The sequence below is a fragment of the Streptomyces callyspongiae genome (assembly GCF_047200695.1).
Classification (GTDB): Bacteria; Actinomycetota; Actinomycetes; order Streptomycetales; family Streptomycetaceae; genus Streptomyces.
The window spans coordinates 15,685-30,465 of the sequence record NZ_JBJZOM010000005.1 but is presented as its reverse complement, the minus strand read 5'-3'; the positions used below and the strand labels follow the sequence as shown (position 1 = coordinate 30,465).

14 protein-coding genes are annotated in these 14,781 nt (G+C 72.0%); 3 read left to right on the top strand and 11 right to left on the bottom strand.

The window, feature by feature from the left end; translation table 11 throughout:
- Nucleotides 1-28: 28 nt before the first annotated feature.
- Both ACL06G_RS05730 and ACL06G_RS05725 read right to left on the bottom strand, forming a co-directional pair.
- A complete protein-coding gene (locus ACL06G_RS05730; RefSeq protein ID WP_412784134.1) occupies nucleotides 29-1,210 on the bottom strand; it encodes an acyl-CoA dehydrogenase family protein in 1,182 nt (393 codons plus the stop codon).
- Between the two features lie 36 nt (nucleotides 1,211-1,246).
- Nucleotides 1,247-2,917, bottom strand: a complete 1,671-nt coding sequence (locus ACL06G_RS05725; RefSeq protein ID WP_412784133.1) for an MFS transporter — start codon at nucleotides 2,915-2,917, stop codon at nucleotides 1,247-1,249.
- Nucleotides 2,918-3,360: 443 nt separating this feature from the next.
- On the opposite strand from ACL06G_RS05725, the gene ACL06G_RS05720 reads away from it, so the two are divergent.
- Nucleotides 3,361-4,314, top strand: coding sequence for a phosphatase PAP2 family protein (locus tag ACL06G_RS05720; protein WP_412784132.1), 954 nt, complete (start codon nucleotides 3,361-3,363; stop codon nucleotides 4,312-4,314).
- Here ACL06G_RS05720 and ACL06G_RS05715 read toward each other — a convergent pair whose 3' ends face one another.
- Together ACL06G_RS05715 and ACL06G_RS05710 are read right to left on the bottom strand one after the other, a co-directional pair.
- A complete protein-coding gene (locus tag ACL06G_RS05715; protein WP_412784131.1) occupies nucleotides 4,315-4,530 on the bottom strand; it encodes an I78 family peptidase inhibitor in 216 nt (71 codons plus the stop codon).
- Between the two features lie 302 nt (nucleotides 4,531-4,832).
- The gene (locus ACL06G_RS05710; RefSeq protein ID WP_412784130.1) at nucleotides 4,833-5,672 is read right to left on the bottom strand and encodes a hypothetical protein; all 840 of its coding nucleotides are present in this window, start codon (nucleotides 5,670-5,672) and stop codon (nucleotides 4,833-4,835) included.
- A gap of 381 nt (nucleotides 5,673-6,053) precedes the next feature.
- Between ACL06G_RS05710 and ACL06G_RS05705 the strand changes: the two genes are divergently transcribed.
- Together ACL06G_RS05705 and ACL06G_RS05700 are read left to right on the top strand one after the other, a co-directional pair.
- Nucleotides 6,054-6,866 carry a DUF8842 C-terminal domain-containing protein gene (locus tag ACL06G_RS05705; RefSeq protein ID WP_503167811.1) on the top strand — a complete coding sequence of 271 codons (813 nt, stop codon included), beginning with the start codon at nucleotides 6,054-6,056 and terminating at the stop codon, nucleotides 6,864-6,866.
- A 176-nt stretch (nucleotides 6,867-7,042) separates the two neighbouring features.
- Entirely contained in the window at nucleotides 7,043-7,339 is a 297-nt protein-coding gene (locus tag ACL06G_RS05700) for a hypothetical protein (protein ID WP_412784129.1), read from the top strand.
- A gap of 292 nt (nucleotides 7,340-7,631) precedes the next feature.
- On the opposite strand, the gene der is transcribed toward ACL06G_RS05700, so the two are convergent.
- From der to ACL06G_RS05665, 7 genes are all read right to left on the bottom strand, one after another.
- On the bottom strand, nucleotides 7,632-9,104 hold the full coding sequence (gene der / locus ACL06G_RS05695; RefSeq protein ID WP_412784128.1) for a ribosome biogenesis GTPase Der: 1,473 nt from the start codon (nucleotides 9,102-9,104) through the stop codon (nucleotides 7,632-7,634).
- Nucleotides 9,105-9,121: 17 nt separating this feature from the next.
- Nucleotides 9,122-9,754: a lysophospholipid acyltransferase family protein gene (locus ACL06G_RS05690; RefSeq protein ID WP_412784401.1), complete on the bottom strand. Its 633-nt coding sequence runs from the start codon at nucleotides 9,752-9,754 to the stop codon at nucleotides 9,122-9,124.
- A gap of 44 nt (nucleotides 9,755-9,798) precedes the next feature.
- Nucleotides 9,799-10,488, bottom strand: coding sequence for a (d)CMP kinase (gene cmk / locus ACL06G_RS05685; protein ID WP_412784127.1), 690 nt, complete (start codon nucleotides 10,486-10,488; stop codon nucleotides 9,799-9,801).
- A gap of 123 nt (nucleotides 10,489-10,611) precedes the next feature.
- A complete protein-coding gene (locus tag ACL06G_RS05680; RefSeq protein WP_412784126.1) occupies nucleotides 10,612-11,700 on the bottom strand; it encodes a prephenate dehydrogenase in 1,089 nt (362 codons plus the stop codon).
- 133 nt (nucleotides 11,701-11,833) lie between these two features.
- Nucleotides 11,834-12,910, bottom strand: a complete 1,077-nt coding sequence (locus ACL06G_RS05675; protein ID WP_412835513.1) for a pseudouridine synthase — start codon at nucleotides 12,908-12,910, stop codon at nucleotides 11,834-11,836.
- Nucleotides 12,910-13,587 carry an SMC-Scp complex subunit ScpB gene (gene scpB / locus ACL06G_RS05670; protein ID WP_412835512.1) on the bottom strand — a complete coding sequence of 226 codons (678 nt, stop codon included), beginning with the start codon at nucleotides 13,585-13,587 and terminating at the stop codon, nucleotides 12,910-12,912. Before scpB ends, ACL06G_RS05675 begins: the two co-directional genes overlap by 1 nt.
- Entirely contained in the window at nucleotides 13,584-14,774 is a 1,191-nt protein-coding gene (locus ACL06G_RS05665; protein ID WP_412835511.1) for a segregation and condensation protein A, read from the bottom strand. Before ACL06G_RS05665 ends, scpB begins: the two co-directional genes overlap by 4 nt.
- Nucleotides 14,775-14,781 lie beyond the last annotated feature (7 nt).

The window sequence follows — 14,781 nt, the reverse complement described above, 5'->3', positions numbered from 1 at the left end:
ACCGGCGCCCCTCCCCCGGCCGGCCGGCTCAGCGGAAGGCGTCGACGCCGGTCAGCGCCTTGCCGAGGACGAGCTGGTGCATCTCGACGGTCCCCTCGTAGGTCAGCACCGACTCCAGATTCGTGGCGTGACGCATCACCGGGTACTCCAGCGAGATGCCGTTCGCCCCCAGCACGGTGCGTGCGGTGCGGCAGATCTCGATGGCCTCGCGCACGTTGTTCAGCTTGCCGAAGCTGACCTGCTCGGGACGCAGCCTCCCCGCGTCCAGCCGGCGGCCGAGGTGGTGGGCGAGCAGGATCCCCTTGTGCAGTTCGACTGCCATGTCGGCCAGCTTGCCCTGGGTGAGCTGGAAGCCGGCGATCGGCCTGCCGAACTGCTCGCGGGTGCGGGAGTACTCCAGGGCGCTCTCGAAGCTGGCCCGCGCCGCGCCCATCGCTCCCCAGACGATGCCGTAGCGGGCATGGCTCAGGCAGCTGAGCGGCCCGCGCAGACCGACGGCGTCCGGGAGGACGGCGTCCGCGGGCAGGCGCACGTCGTCCATCACGAGTTCGCTGGTCACCGAGGCGCGCAGCGACCACTTGTGGCGGATCTCCGGCGCGCTGAAGCCCGGGGCGTCGGTGGGGACGACGAATCCTCGAATGCCTTCGGCGGTCTGTGCCCAGACGACGGCGACACCGGCCACCGAGCCGTTGGTGATCCACATCTTGCGCCCGTTGAGCACCCAGTCGGTTCCGTCCCGCTCGGCGCGGGTGCGCATTCCGGCCGGGTCGGAGCCGTGGTCCGGCTCGGTCAGTCCGAAGCAGCCGATGACCTCCCCGGCAGCCATGGACGGCAACCACTGCCGCTTCTGCTCCTCGCTGCCGAAGCGGTGCAGGGCGTACATCGCGAGCGACCCCTGGACGGACACCAGCGACCGGACACCGGAATCGGCTGCCTCGAGCTCCAGGCAGGCAAGGCCGTACTGGACGGCGGAGGCTCCGGCACAGCCGTACCCGGAGAGCGACATGCCGAGCGCGCCGAGCCCCCCGAGCTCCCGGGCGAGGTCCCGGATGCCGGGAAGCTCACCGCGCTCGTACCAGTCCGCGATGTGCGGCATCACGCGGTCCCTGGCCCAGGAGCGCATGGTGTCCCGGACCGCCAGGTCCTCCGGATCGAGCAGATCGTCGATGCCGAGCGGGTCGGCGGGGTCGAAAGGCGGCAGCGGTGCCATGCGTCTCCTCCGGAAGTGAGTGTCCGGGACCAGACGCTATGAGCGTCCCGCACCGCTGGACAAGAGGGGTCCGGTTTCCTTCGCCGCAGGCGGGCCGCCCGCCGGACGGTTCGCGGGCCCGCCCTCCGGCAGGCGACGCGCGCTCTCCGCCGCGCGGGGAAGGCGCAGCGCCGCGAGAGCACCGAGCAGCAGCAGGCCTGCGCTGACCAGCAGCGTGACGTGCAGGCCGTGGACGAAGGCCCGCCTGGCCCCGTCCAGCAGCAGTTCGCCGCCGGTGCCGCCGAGCTGCTCGGCCACGTCGTAGGCCTCGCCCAGTGAATGCGCGGCCTCGGTACGGGCATGCGCGGGTATTCCGGAAAGGTCGCGCACACCGGCGGCGTAGGTCGCGTTCATGACGGTGCCCAGCACCGCTATGCCGATGCCGGCGCCCAACTGGTAGGCGGTCTCCCCCACCGCTGCCGCCTCTCCCGCGATGTCGGCGGGCGCCTCGCTGAGCATGGACTCGTAGCAGCCGAAGAGCGTCATCTCCAGGCCGAAGCCCAGCAGCACGAACGCGCCCGCGAGCATCAGCGGACGATCGTGCTGACCCACGGCGATCAGCCAGACCACGGCCGCCGCGGTCAAACAGAAGCCGAGCGCGACCATGAACCGCGGTCCGAGCACACGCAGCATCCGGGCCCCGAGAAGGCCTGCGGCGATCGCGGCGGCCGACAGGGGCAGCAGACGCAGCCCGGTCTCCAGCGGCGAGAGGTCGAGGACGAGTTGCAGATACTGCGCGGCGATCAGCGCCAGCCCCACCAGTGCCAGCACGGTCAGCACGATGCAGCCCACCGCGGTGCCGAACGCGGGCCGGGCGAGTGCGCGGATGTCCAGGAGTGGGTGCGGGTGACGGCGCTGCCTGCGGGCGAAGAGGTACAGCAGCACGACGCCGGCCAGGAAGGAGAGCGGTGTGGACGGCGCGAGCAGCTCCCCGCTTCCCGCCTGCTTCACTCCGAGAATCGCACCGAACAGACCGGCCGCCGCGAGAACCGCTCCCAGCACGTCCCAGGGGCCGTTGCGCGTCCCCACGGACTCCGGCAGCAGCCGTCGGCCCAGCGGCAGACTCACCGCCATCAGCGGGATGTTGATCAGGAACACCGAACCCCACCAGAAGTACTCCAGGAGCACCCCCGCGACCAGCGGGCCGAGCGCGGCGCCCACCGCGGCGACCGCGCTCCAGATGCCTACGGCCAGGGCACGCTCCCGCCGTTCGGTGAACACCTGCCGCAGGATGGACAGCGTCGCGGGCATGATCATCGCGCCGCCGACGCCGAGGAGGGCACGGGCGCCGACGAGCAGCTCCGGGGACCGGGCGTACGCGGCCGCGCCGGAGGCCAGGGCGAAGACGGCGTAGCCCAGCAGCAGCACCCGCCGCCGCCCGACACGGTCGCCGAGGGCGCCGAACAGGATGAGCAGCGAGGCGCACACGAGAGGGTAGGCGTCGACGATCCAGAGCAGCTGCGTGGCGGACGGCCTCAGGTCCCGGGAGACGGCCGGGACGGCGACGTGGAGGACGGTCGCGTCGACGGACACCAGGAGGAGACTGGTGCAGAGCATGACCAGCACGGTCCACCTGCCGGCGGGCCGTCGCCCGGCCGGGTCCCCGGACGTGGAGCGCTGGGCGGGGACCGACGCGGACACGCCTGCTGCGGGTGTGCTCCCGGGCATGTGCGCACCTCCTCTCGCCCACCCCGCCGTGGCCACCGCGGGGGCGCCGGGCCGGCCCGGCTCTTCGCTCTCGGAACGACTCGACAGCGTACGCGAGTGCGAGCCCAGGCCCTGTGTCACCCCTCACATAGCAGGACGAACGACGCACGTCGGCGCGGTGCTGCTCCGGGGCGTCGTCCCGGGCGACCGATCGGCGCGTGTGGGTCCCCGGCACCGGGGCAGGAGGGCGGGAGAATTCCCCACCGAACTCCGGACAAAGCTTCATCCGACGCTGTGCGACGCAGCTTCTTCGCGAGTTCACCCGGAATATGCTCACGGCTCCTGGAAAAGGCAGTGAAATGCGAGGGACAAGCTCCGGAAGGAGACGCACTCCACATCACATCGGCATCACGGGGGCCTGGACGCGCATGTTGGACTCTGCCGTGCGTTGTAACGTCGATTGGGTGCGCACCCACAGATTCCTCGCCCGGCTCGAGCAGGAGGCCGAGCGACCCGACACTCCCCCGCCGCGGATGAGCAGGACCCGCAAGGTCCTGTTCGCCGCGACGGCGGCTGTGTACGCGGTGGTCGTGGGTGCCGTGCTGCTGACGACCGAACTGGTGCGGTGGGACTGGCAGCTGATGCTGTTCCGACCGTACAAGCAGTGGCCCGAGTACCACGCCTTCCTCGACTACTTCGTGGTGCTCGGGCAGCGGGGGCCGACAGCGGTCCTGGTGGCCGCCTGGCTCGGCTGGCGCTCCTGGCGCCAGCGGACGCTCCGCCCCCTGCTGGTGCTGGCCACGGCGCTGCTGGTGCTGAACGCCTCGGTGGGGGCGGTCAAGATCGGCCTGGGCAGACTGGGCCCCCACTACGCCACCCGGGCGGGCTCCGCGGAGCTGTTCGCCGGTGGTGACATATTTCCGTCCGGGCACACGGCCAACGCGGTCGTGACCTGGGGCATCCTCGCCTATCTCGCCACCACTCCGCAGGCTCGCAGGGTGCTGTCCGTGGTGGCCGCGGTGTTCGCTCTCGGGGTGGGCGCCACGACCGTCTATCTGGGCACCCACTGGATGAGTGACGTGCTGCTGGGCTGGGTGGCCGGGCTGATCATCCTGCTCGGTCTGCCGTGGTGCGAGCCGCTCATCGCACGGGTCGAGGCGAAGGTCTACGAGTACCGCGAACGGTTCGTGCCCGCCGGCACCCCGCGGCCGGTCGCGGTCGGCCCCGCACCCGCAGCGGGTACACCGGTCGCGGCGCGCGTCCACGGGACCGACGGCCATCCGGCGTCGCGCGGTGAGTCCGGCCGGTCCTCCGCACGCGGTCACCCCTCGACGCACGGCCGCTCCGCACGCGGAGACCGTTCGGGCACCGGCCGCACGCCGCACTCCGCACCGGTCGGCCCGACGGGGCGCCGGTGATCAGCCCTTCCAGCACTTCACGACGGAACCGTCGCGGACGGCGAGGTTGAGTCGGCCGGGGCGGAATTCCATGGTGATGATCGCGTCCGGAGGGAGCACGCGCACGGTCTGCCAGCCCTGTGCCCGGGCCTGCCTCTCGGCGTCGTGCGCGGCGAGCCCGACGTAGCGCTCGGGGTCGTCCTGCGGGGAGTCCGGATCTGCCGAATCGGGTGCCATGGCAGTCACGGTACGGGCTGGAGGCACGGCCGGAAAGTCCGCGTCCGATGCGCACGGAGTCACATTCCTGTCACAGGACGAATCACCCGTGCGGCGTTATCCCCTCACCCGAACACGCTATGGCGCAGCGGCACTTCCACTCCCGGAAAGAACGTACGCGACAGAACAGCGGCAAGTACTCGAAACAGTGCCTGCCGTCGCGCCCCGTCCCATATTTGACCCCCCGTTCAGATATTCGGTTGCTGTTTTCGGGCTCACCGGAATCCGCCGTGAAGGAACAGTTCTCGGGCAGCGCGCGGCTCTCAGGCGCGCGTCGGGGAGGGCGTCACGCGCAGCGCGAGATCGTTCGCCTCGCTCCAGTACGGCGTGACCGCTGCCGCCCCGCTCCGCTGCGCGGGATACCGCAGCACCCGGTGCTTGTCGGCGACGTCGTCGAGGATGCGGGCCAGACGCACGGGGGAACCGGCGGAGGTCCGCAGCCACAGCTCCCACTCACCGGGTCCGGACATCGCCGCGTAGGGAAGAAAGCAACGGAAATCGGTGCCGCGGCCCGCCACGGCAACCCCGACGACGTCCTCTCCCGGCGCCGCGGGGTCCCCCGGAACCGTCCGCCGTGCCTCCAGGACCGCGGTCTCCCCGAGGTCGGCCCCGTAGAGCCGTCCTCCGCAGGCCAGTCCGGCCGGATCCGGCCGGACGTAGCGGGCCTCGGCATGGGGCCACCGCAGCCAGGCACGCAGCGCGAGGCACGACTGCCGTGTGGCGTACGGGATGCGGACGCCGAGCCACGCGCGCTGACCGCTCGGGTCGCGCTCGAGCAGCGAGCGGAGATCGTGCTGCCCGGACCGGAGCCTCCGGGGCGCCTCCTCCCCCACTGCGAGATAGGCGTTCCAGGACCCCTCGGCCAGCATCATGGTACTGGGAAGCGAGGCCCGGAGCCGTCCGGCGCCGCAGGGGAACAGCGGCAGGCGCACCGCGGCATCCTCCCCTGCAGGACCACCTCGACGCAGCAGCAGCGCGGTGTCCCAGCGCTCGTCCTCGGTGGGCAGTACGACGTCGAAGGTGAGGCCGCCCGCCGAGTCGGCGGTGCAGGCCGCCCGGGGCCCGTGCCGATCGCACAGGGCGTGACGAAGAGAAGCGCGCATGGTCCTCGGTCTCCGGAGCCGTGCGGACAGCCGCTGCCGTCCGCCTGACACCTCCACAGACACACCGGGCGGACGGGAAGTTGCCGCACGAACCCGGTGTTGGCAAACCGTGCCCGAAGTGTTGAGAAACCGTGAACACGGGCAGGGAACTTCTCCCTGCCCGACCGGAGTGCGGGCAGCGGCCCTACGGCACGGCGGTGTCCTGTCCACGGCAGTCGGCACAAGTGCACTCGATCCAGCGATTCCCGGACCCCGGGCGTGACCGCACCACGGGGCCTCCGGTTGCCCCGGGCGGAGCGCCGAGAGGCGGAACCGCATCTCCGCGCCGCATCGCACCGCCGTCGTGCACCGCAAGCCATCCGCGAGAAGCCAGGAGTCCCCGTGCCCCCGATGCTGGACGTCAGCGACGCCGTACGCGCCGAGATCGGCGACGAAGAAGCCGGCAGACTGCTGGCCGGGGAGAACGCCCCGGGCAGCTACGACTGCACCTCGTGCCGCACCCCGGGCGACACCGAGCGCGAACACACGAGCACCGTGCTGTTCGTGGGTGAGGAGACCGCCGTCCTCGCCTTCGCGCACGCCGCGTGCGTGCCCTCCCAGGTCGTGAGGATCTCCGAGGAACAACTGCAGGGCGCCGTCGCCACCATCACGGGCGAACAGACCGCCCCGGCCGCACCGGGAGCGGACGTCTCGGCGGCCGCAGCCGACGCCGCGCCGCGACAGGCGGTGCTGGGCGTGACCTGCGGGCAGGTGCTGGTGGGTGACACGCTGCACCCCGCTGTCGTGGTGGAGCCCACCGGGCCCGTCGCCCGCCCCGGCACCGACGGGCCGGGGGACGCGTTCCTCCCCCTGCTGGTCGAGCAGGGTTTCAAACCCGTCTCGGACGTGGACACCCTGCCCGGCACCGTGGCGGGATGGTCGGTCCTCATGGCGGTCGGCAAGCTCCACGGCATTCTCCAGCCCCCGCCGGACGGCTCCACCCAGCCGACGTCGTGGTGGCAGGCGCACCAGCCGTTGGACGTCACGGAGGGGTGGCGCACCGCCGCGAACCGGAACCACACGGTACTGGTCTACGCCTCCCCCGCGGGCACCATCGGGCAGCAGCCCCGCGAGGACCTGCTGCGGGAGGCGCTGGAGAAGGCGGCCGCGCGAGGGACTCTGGTCGCCGCGGCGATGCCGCTCGCCGGAACCTGAGATTTCCCGAAGCGGGCCGTCCACGGTCCGCACCCCAGTCCGTGTACCTGCGATCAGGGCATGCGCCGCCCGGCCCCCCATCCGGCCGGGCGGCGATGTCGTTGGGACCACTCGTGCAGCCCTACGAATCCGACAGCGGCCGGACGCCCCACCGGGGCCACGGTCACGTACCCGCCATGCGCACGGCCCGGAGTGCGCAGGAGGCGCAGCCGGCATCCCGGTACCGCACCCACCCGGCCGGCCCCGGCCGCTCGGCCACTCCGATCTACGACGCCCTGTACGCCGAGTACCAGCGGCTGTTCCGGGCACTGCCCGGCGACAGGGCGGGAGAGGAGCAGCTGCGCTTCGAGGGCTTCGGTACGTGGCGGGACGTCGGCACGGGGGCCTGGGACACACCGCCCCGACGGCAGCTGCCCGCGCTGCCCGCCGCTCTGCCCCCGGCCCCGGGGGACGGCGGGCGCTACGGCCGTTGACATCCTCGGCGCCCTGAAGGACGGCGATCCCTGCCTACCGCGCCGTTGAAGGCTGCGGTGTCGAGTGGGTTCCTGCTTGACCGCCGCGCGGCGCCGGGACGAGCCCCGGTCCTACATCGTGAAGCAGTACATCGAGCAGCAGAACCGACCGCTCCGAACCGGGCCGAGGCGAACACTGCGGACCCCTGCACACAGCTGAGGCCGGAGCAGTTCACAGATTCGCTTCACCACCGGATCCCGGTGCACTGCGAATAGAACCGGTAGCGCCCGCCGTCGGCCGCGTCGAGGTGCCTCACTTCTTCCGGCCGCGCTTCTCGCGGACCCGCACCGACAGATGGATCGGGGTCCCCTCGAAGCCGAACTGCTCGCGGAGGCGCCGTTCGACGAACCGCCGGTATCCGGCCTCCAGGAAGCCGGAGGCGAAGAGGACGAAGCGCGGCGGACGTGTTCCGGCCTGCGTGCCGAACAGGATGCGCGGCTGCTTGCCGCCCCGCACCGGGTGCGGGTGGGAGGCCACGATCTCGCCGAGGAAGGCGTTCAGCCTGCCTGTCGGCACCCGGGTCTCCCACCCTTCCAGCGCCGTCTCGACGGCCGGGACGAGCTTCTCCATGTGGCGTCCGGTATGCGCGGACACGTTGACCCGTGGAGCCCATCGCACCTGCCCGAGATCGCGCTCGATCTCCCGCTCGAGGTAGAAGCGGCGCTCGTCGTCGAGGGTGTCCCACTTGTTGTAGGCGAGCACGAGCGCCCTGCCGGCCTCCACGGCCATCGTGATGATGCGGAGGTCCTGGACGCTGATGGATTCGCTGACGTCGAGGAGCACCACGGCCACCTCCGCCTTCTCCAGGGCGGCGGCCGTGCGGAGCGAGGCGTAGTAGTCGGCGCCCTCCTGCATGTGCACCCGGCGGCGGATGCCGGCGGTGTCGACGAACTTCCATGTCCTGCCGCCGAGTTCGATCAGCTCGTCCACAGGGTCACGCGTGGTGCCGGCGAGGTCGTCGACGACGACGCGGGACTCCCCCGCCACCTTGTTCAGCAGGGACGACTTGCCGACGTTCGGGCGGCCGATCAGGGCGATGCGACGCGGGCCGCCCAGCACGGCGCCGAAGGTCTGCTTCGGCGCCTCGGGCAGCACCTTCAGCACCTCGTCGAGCATGTCTCCGGTGCCGCGGCCGTGCAGGGCGGAGACGGGGTACGGCTCCCCGAGCCCGAGGGACCACAGGTAGGCCGCGTCGGCCTCGCCCGAGGGGCCGTCGACCTTGTTGGCACACAGCACCACAGGTTTGCCGGACCGGCGGAGCATCTTCACCACGGCCTCGTCGGTGTCCGTCGCGCCGACCACTGCGTCCACCACGAACACCACGGCGTCCGCGGCTTCGACGGCGAACTCGGCCTGCGCGGCGACGGACGCATCGATGCCCAGGACGTCCTGCTCCCAGCCGCCGGTGTCGACCAGCTTGAACCGCCGCCCCGACCACTCGGCCTCGTAGGTCACCCGGTCCCGGGTGACGCCCGGCCGGTCCTCGACCACCGCCTCGCGGCGCCCGATGATGCGGTTCACCAAGGTCGACTTGCCGACATTGGGGCGGCCGATCACCGCGAGCACCGGCAGCGGGCCGTGACCGGCCTCGTCCAGGGCACCCTCGACCTCGTCGAGGTCGAAGCCCTCCTCCGCTGCCAGTTCCATGAACTCCGTGTACTCGGCGTCACCGAGTTCGCCGTGCTCGTGACCGTGCCCGTCGTCGGAGTGGGTCTGGTCGTTCATGTCGTGGCCGTCCTCGTTCACTGTTCTCGTTCCCCGTTCCCGTCCTTGCGGCGTCCGGTCAGCTCCCGGGCCCCGTCCAGGTGCTGTGTGAGCCGCTCCTGGATGCGGGCGGTGGCCGCGTCCAGTGCTGTACGTGTGCGGCGGCCCGAGCCGTCGCCGGCGTCGAAGGGATCGCCGAAGACGACGTCCACCCTGCCACGCAGCGGCGGCACGGCCGGCACGATCCGGCTCCGTCGCTCCGCGGTGCCCAGTACCGCGACAGGCACGATCGGCGCACCGGAACGCAGTGCGAAGTACGCCAGACCGCCACGCAGCGAGGCGAAGTCGCCGATACCGCGGGTGCCCTCGGGGAAGATCCCCAGGACGCCGCCGTTCTCCAGGACTCCCAGGGCGCTCGTGGTTGCGGTGCGGTCCGTCGCGCCCCTGTCGATGCTCACCTGGCCGATGCCCCGCAGGAAGGGGCCGAGCGGGCCGACGAACGCCTCCTTCTTGATGAGGAAGTGCACCGGTCGCGGTGAGGTGCCCATCAGAAGCGGACCGTCGATGTTGTGGCTGTGGTTGACGGCCAGGACGACGGGGCCGGAGGCGGGAACACGCCAGGCTCCCAGCACCCTGGGCCGCCAGAGGGTGTGCATCAGTCCGGCGCCCATGCGCCGACCGGCCGCGGCGCCGCGCTGCCCCGGGCCCGTGGCGCTCACCCGGCTTGCTGCTTCTCTTCGACGAGCGTCACGACACACTCGATGACCTGCTCCAGTGTCAGGTCCGTGGTGTCGACCTCCACCGCGTCGTCGGCCTTCTTCAGCGGTGACGTCCTGCGGCCGGAGTCGGCCGCGTCCCGCTTCATCAGCGCCTGGCGGGTGGCGTCCAGGCCTGCGGCTTCCTTGCCGCTCAGTTCTCCGCTGCGGCGAGCCGCACGCACCTCGGGGGAGGCTGTCAGGAAAACCTTCAGGTCCGCGTCGGGCAGCACCGTCGTCCCGATGTCCCTGCCCTCCACGACGATCCCGCCGGCCGCTGCGGCGATCTCCCGCTGGAGCGCCGTGATGCGCTCGCGCACCTCGGGAACGGCGCTGACCGCGCTGACCGCGGCGGTGACCTCCTGGGTGCGGATCGGCCCGGTGGCGTCGTTCCCGTCCGCGGTGATCGTGGGCGCGGCCGGGTCGGTTCCCGACGTGATCCGGGGACGTGCGGAGGCCGCGGCCACCGCGGCGGCGTCGTGGACGTCTATACCGTGGCTGAGCATCCACCACGTCATGGCCCGGTACTGGGCGCCGGTGTCGAGGTAGCGGAGACCCAGCTTGGCGGCGACCGCCTTGGAGGTGCTCGACTTGCCGGTGCCGGAGGGGCCGTCGATGGCGACGATGACGGGAGCCGGGGCGGTTTGCACGGTGGGGTGGACCTTTCTCGGACACCGGGGTGGAACATGCTCTGCGGGCGGCCGGACGCGACCGGCGGCCCGGCACCAGGCTACCGGCTCCGCGGGGGCCGTCCTCCCGCCAGGGCCCGCCCGCTACTGCTGCCGCAGTGCCCAGCCGCGTTCGCGGAGAGCCGTGCTGAGCGGTGGCGCCGCCGCGGGGTCCACCATGAGCTGCACGTGCCCCGCCTGCTGCCCCGTCGCGTGCTCGATGCGGACGTCCTCGATGTTGACGCCGGCGGCACCGGCGTCGGCGAAGATGTGGGCGAGCTCGCCCGGGCGGTCGCTGATGAGCACCGCGACGGTCTCGTACGTCGCGGGGGCCTGACCGTGCTTGCCGGGTACCCGGGCGCGGCCCGCGTTGCCGCGCCGGAGCACGTCCTCGATGCCGTGCGCTCCGCTGTCCCGCTCCGGTCCGTCCGCGGCCTGCAGCGATCGCAGTGCCGTCACCGTTTCGGCGAGGTCGGCCGTGAGGTCGGCGAGGACGTCGGCGACGGGTCCGGGATTGGCGGAGAGGATGTCGATCCACATCTGCGGGTCGGAGGCGGCGATGCGCGTGACGTCGCGGATGCCTTGCCCGCACAGTCTCACCGCGGTCTCGTCGGCGTCCTCCAGCCGTGCCGCGACGAGGCTGGACAGCAGCTGCGGGGTGTGGGAGACCAGCGCGACGGCCCGGTCGTGGGCCTCGGCGTCCATGACCACCGGCACGGCGCGGCAGAGCGAGACCAGTTCCAGCGCCAGGTTCAGGACCTCGGTGTCGGTATCCTGCGTGGGGGTGAGGACCCAGGGGCGCCCCTCGAAGAGATCTGCGGTCGCCGCCAGGGGCCCCGACCGCTCCTTGCCGGACATCGGATGGGTGCCGAGGTAGGTCGTCAGGTCCGCACCGGCCGCCGTCAGCTGCTGCCGCGGGCCGCCCTTCACGCTGCCGACGTCAAGGTAGGCGCGCGCCGCCCCGGCCCGCTGCGCCCCCGTCACCGTGGACACGATGTGGGCCGGCGGGACCGCCACGACGGCGAGGTCGACCGGTTCCTCCGGCGCCTCCGTCGTTCCGGCGCCCAGGGAGGCGGCGGTGCGCGCCTGTTCCGGGTCGCGATCGCTCAGGTGCACCCGCACTCCGCGCGCCGCGAGGGCGAGCGCGGCCGAGGTGCCGATGAGACCGGAGCCGATGACGAGAGCGGTACGCATGCGAGGGCGGTGTCCTTGCGGGGAGTGACGGCATGACCTGCCGGCCGGCCGCGGCGGCCGTCCGACACCGCAAGAATACGGAGCCCACCGGCTGTCCCGCCCGCCCTGTCCGCCTCCGGCGTGCGGGAGAGGGTCAGAGGCCGACCTCGTCCATGAGCATGCCGACCTCGGTGTTGGTCAGGCGGCGCAGCCATCCCGACTTCTGGTCGCCGAGGGCGATCGGGCCGAAGCGGGTGCGCACCAGCTTCTCCACCGGGAAGCCGGACTCCGCCAGCATGCGGCGCACGATGTGCTTGCGGCCCTCGTGGAGTGCGACCTCGACCAGGTAGTTCTTGCCGGTGTTCTCCACGACCTTGAAGTGGTCCGCGCGGACGTAGCCGTCGTCGAGGCGGACGCCCTCCTTGAGGCGCTTGCCGAGGTCGCGCGGGAGCGGGCCCTGGATGGCGGCGAGGTAGGTCTTGCGCACGCCGTACCGGGGATGGGTGAGGCGGTGGGAGAGCTCACCGTGGTTGGTGAGGAGGATGAGGCCCTCCGTCTCGGTGTCGAGGCGGCCCACGTGGAAGAGACGCGTCTCACGGTTCTGGACGTAGTCGCCGAGGCACTGCCGGCCGTCCGGATCCTCCATCGCGGAGACCACGCCCGCAGGCTTGTTCAGGGCGAAGAACAGGTGGGACTGGGTGGCGATGGTCAGCCCGTCCACCTTGATCTCGTCCTTGTCGGCGTCCACCCGCAAGCCCTGCTCGATGACGATCTTGCCGTTGACCTCGACCCGGGCCTGGGCGATGAGGTCCTCGCAGGCCCGGCGGGAGCCCATGCCGGCGCGGGCGAGGACCTTCTGCAGCCGCTCGCCGTCCACCTCGCCGAAGGTCTTGGGCAGCCTGTTCGGGGGCCTGCTGTGGCGGGCGCGGTTGCGCTCCTCGATCTGCGCCTCGTACTCGCGGGGGCGGGAGGGTGCCGAGGCACGGCGGTTGCGCGACTTGGGAGCCCCGCTCCGGGTGACGTTCTTCGCGGAGTCGCCGCGGGGGGAGCCCTTGCCGCTCGCCCCACCGCCGGAGCCGCCCCTGCCGCTCGGCCCGCCGCCGGCGCCTCCCTTGCCGTAGCGGCGCTCCTCGGGACGCGGCTTGCCCGCGCGCTTCTGCTTGTCGTCCCTGTTGTTCCCCGCGCCTCGCTGGTTCCGATTGCCGCCGGGGTTCCTGCCGCTGCTTCGCATCAATGTTCCGTCGTCGTTGGGGTGTCGCCGGTGTCGTCCGGGTCGAACGACGGCATCCCTTCCGGAGTGTCTCCCTCCACGGCGTCCACCTCCGGGAGGAAGGGCGCCAGTTCCGGGAGCTCGTCCAGGCCGCGCAGGCCCATCCGCTCCAGGAAGTAGTGCGTCGTCCTGTACAGGATCGCACCTGTCTCGCCTTCCGTGCCCGCCTCCTCCAGCAGTCCGCGCTGGAGCAGGGTGCGCATGACCCCGTCGCAATTCACACCCCGCACGGCGGAGACCCGGGAACGACTGACCGGTTGCCGGTAGGCGACCACGGCGAGCGTCTCCAGGGCGGCCTGGGTGAGGCGCGACTGCTGGCCGTCGAGCACGAAGCGTTCGACGGCGTCAGCGTATTCGGGACGGGTGTAGAAGCGCCAGCCGCCCGCGACGAAACGCAGGTCGAAGCCGCGCCGCTGCCGTGCGTACTCGTCCGCCAGCTCGCGCAGGGCGTCATGCACCTCGCGCCGCGAGCGTTCCAGCACCTTGGCCAGGTGTTCCTCCGTCGCCGGCTCGTCCACGACCATCAGGACCGCCTCCAGCGCGGGTCCGATGTCGAGGTCCGCAACACGCAGGCCGCCGACGGGCGGCTCATCCTCCGGAGCGGGCTGCTCCGCGGCGTCGTGCGGGTGCTCGGTCATGGCTGCGACTCCTTCTTCGCCTGTCCTTCGGGCGGCGTCGGCGAGGAGTCCGGCACCTGAGGTGGTTCCTGGTCGAACTCGTCGGTCACCAGCGGTTCCGCTCCGTCGCCTCCGGTCCACCTCACGGTGAGTTCACCGAGCGCCTCGGGCTGGTCGAGTGCAACGGCACGCTCCCGGTACAGCTCCAGCAGAGCGAGGAACCGGGCCACCACGGTGAGGGTGTCGGGGGCGTCCTCGACCAGGACGCGGAAGGCTGCCTCGCCCACCTCCCGCAACCGGGTCACGACCACGTCCGCCTGCTCACGGACGCTGACCAGCGGCGCGTGGATGTGCTCGACGTACACCTGGGGTTCGGGTCGGGGCTGCATCGCCTTGACGGCCAGCTCGGCGAACCTCTCGGGGCCGATGCTCAGCACCACTTCCGGGAGGAGCTCCGCATGGTGGGCTTCGAGTCCTACGGTCCTCGGGTGGCGGTGCGCCTCGGCAGCGAGGCGGTCGGCGAAGATGTCGGCGACCCGCTTGTACGCCCGGTACTGGAGCAGGCGGGCGAAGAGCAGGTCGCGGGCTTCGAGGAGGGCGAGGTCGGCCTCGTCCTCGATGTCGGCGGCGGGCAGCAGGCGGGCGGCCTTGAGGTCCAGGAGCGTCGCGGCGACGACGAGGAACTCCGTCGTCTGGTCGAGGTCCCAGTCCGGTCCGCCCGCGTGGATGTGGGCCATGAACTCGTCGGTGACCCTGGACAGCGCGACCTCGGTGACGTCCAGCTTGTGCTTGGAGATCAGTTGCAGCAGCAGGTCGAAGGGGCCCTCGAAATTGTCCAGGCGGACCGTGAAGCGCCCGTCGCCCCGCGCGGCCCCGTCCTCTCCGCCGTCGTTCCCGCCGTCCTCGGCGAGGCGCCCGGTGGTGCCGCCGACTGCCGGCACGGCCGGCGCCCCGTCCGGTTCCTCCGGGGCCACCGGTTCGTCCGGGGCCACCGGGGCCGCGGCGTCGGACGAGGCCCCGCCGTGCACCGCGTCCGCGGGGTCGGCAGGGCCGGTTCCGGGAGGCACCGGCGCGGCAGGAGCGTCGGGGCTTGCTCGTACGCCCCCTCGCCCGGTTGTCGCCGGGCGTGCCGGAGCAGTGCCCGGGCCCCGGCCGAGAGGGCGCCGGGAGCCTCGGCCACGGGACTCGGGAGCGTCGGCTGAGGTCATCTGCGGG

What these genes read in the sequence shown, in the direction of transcription:
- ACL06G_RS05730 (WP_412784134.1), bottom strand. Translation starts at nt 1,210, where the DNA reads ATGGCACCGCTGCCGCCTTTCGACCCCGCCGACCCGCTCGGCATCGAC.
- ACL06G_RS05725 (WP_412784133.1), bottom strand. Translation starts at nt 2,917, where the DNA reads ATGCCCGGGAGCACACCCGCAGCAGGCGTGTCCGCGTCGGTCCCCGCC.
- ACL06G_RS05715 (WP_412784131.1), bottom strand. Translation starts at nt 4,530, where the DNA reads ATGGCACCCGATTCGGCAGATCCGGACTCCCCGCAGGACGACCCCGAG.
- ACL06G_RS05710 (WP_412784130.1), bottom strand. Translation starts at nt 5,672, where the DNA reads ATGCGCGCTTCTCTTCGTCACGCCCTGTGCGATCGGCACGGGCCCCGG.
- ACL06G_RS05700 (WP_412784129.1), top strand. Translation starts at nt 7,043, where the DNA reads ATGCGCACGGCCCGGAGTGCGCAGGAGGCGCAGCCGGCATCCCGGTAC.
- der (WP_412784128.1), bottom strand. Translation starts at nt 9,104, where the DNA reads ATGAACGACCAGACCCACTCCGACGACGGGCACGGTCACGAGCACGGC.
- ACL06G_RS05690 (WP_412784401.1), bottom strand. Translation starts at nt 9,754, where the DNA reads ATGGGCGCCGGACTGATGCACACCCTCTGGCGGCCCAGGGTGCTGGGA.
- ACL06G_RS05680 (WP_412784126.1), bottom strand. Translation starts at nt 11,700, where the DNA reads ATGCGTACCGCTCTCGTCATCGGCTCCGGTCTCATCGGCACCTCGGCC.
- ACL06G_RS05675 (WP_412835513.1), bottom strand. Translation starts at nt 12,910, where the DNA reads ATGCGAAGCAGCGGCAGGAACCCCGGCGGCAATCGGAACCAGCGAGGC.
- scpB (WP_412835512.1), bottom strand. Translation starts at nt 13,587, where the DNA reads ATGACCGAGCACCCGCACGACGCCGCGGAGCAGCCCGCTCCGGAGGAT.
- ACL06G_RS05665 (WP_412835511.1), bottom strand. Translation starts at nt 14,774, where the DNA reads ATGACCTCAGCCGACGCTCCCGAGTCCCGTGGCCGAGGCTCCCGGCGC.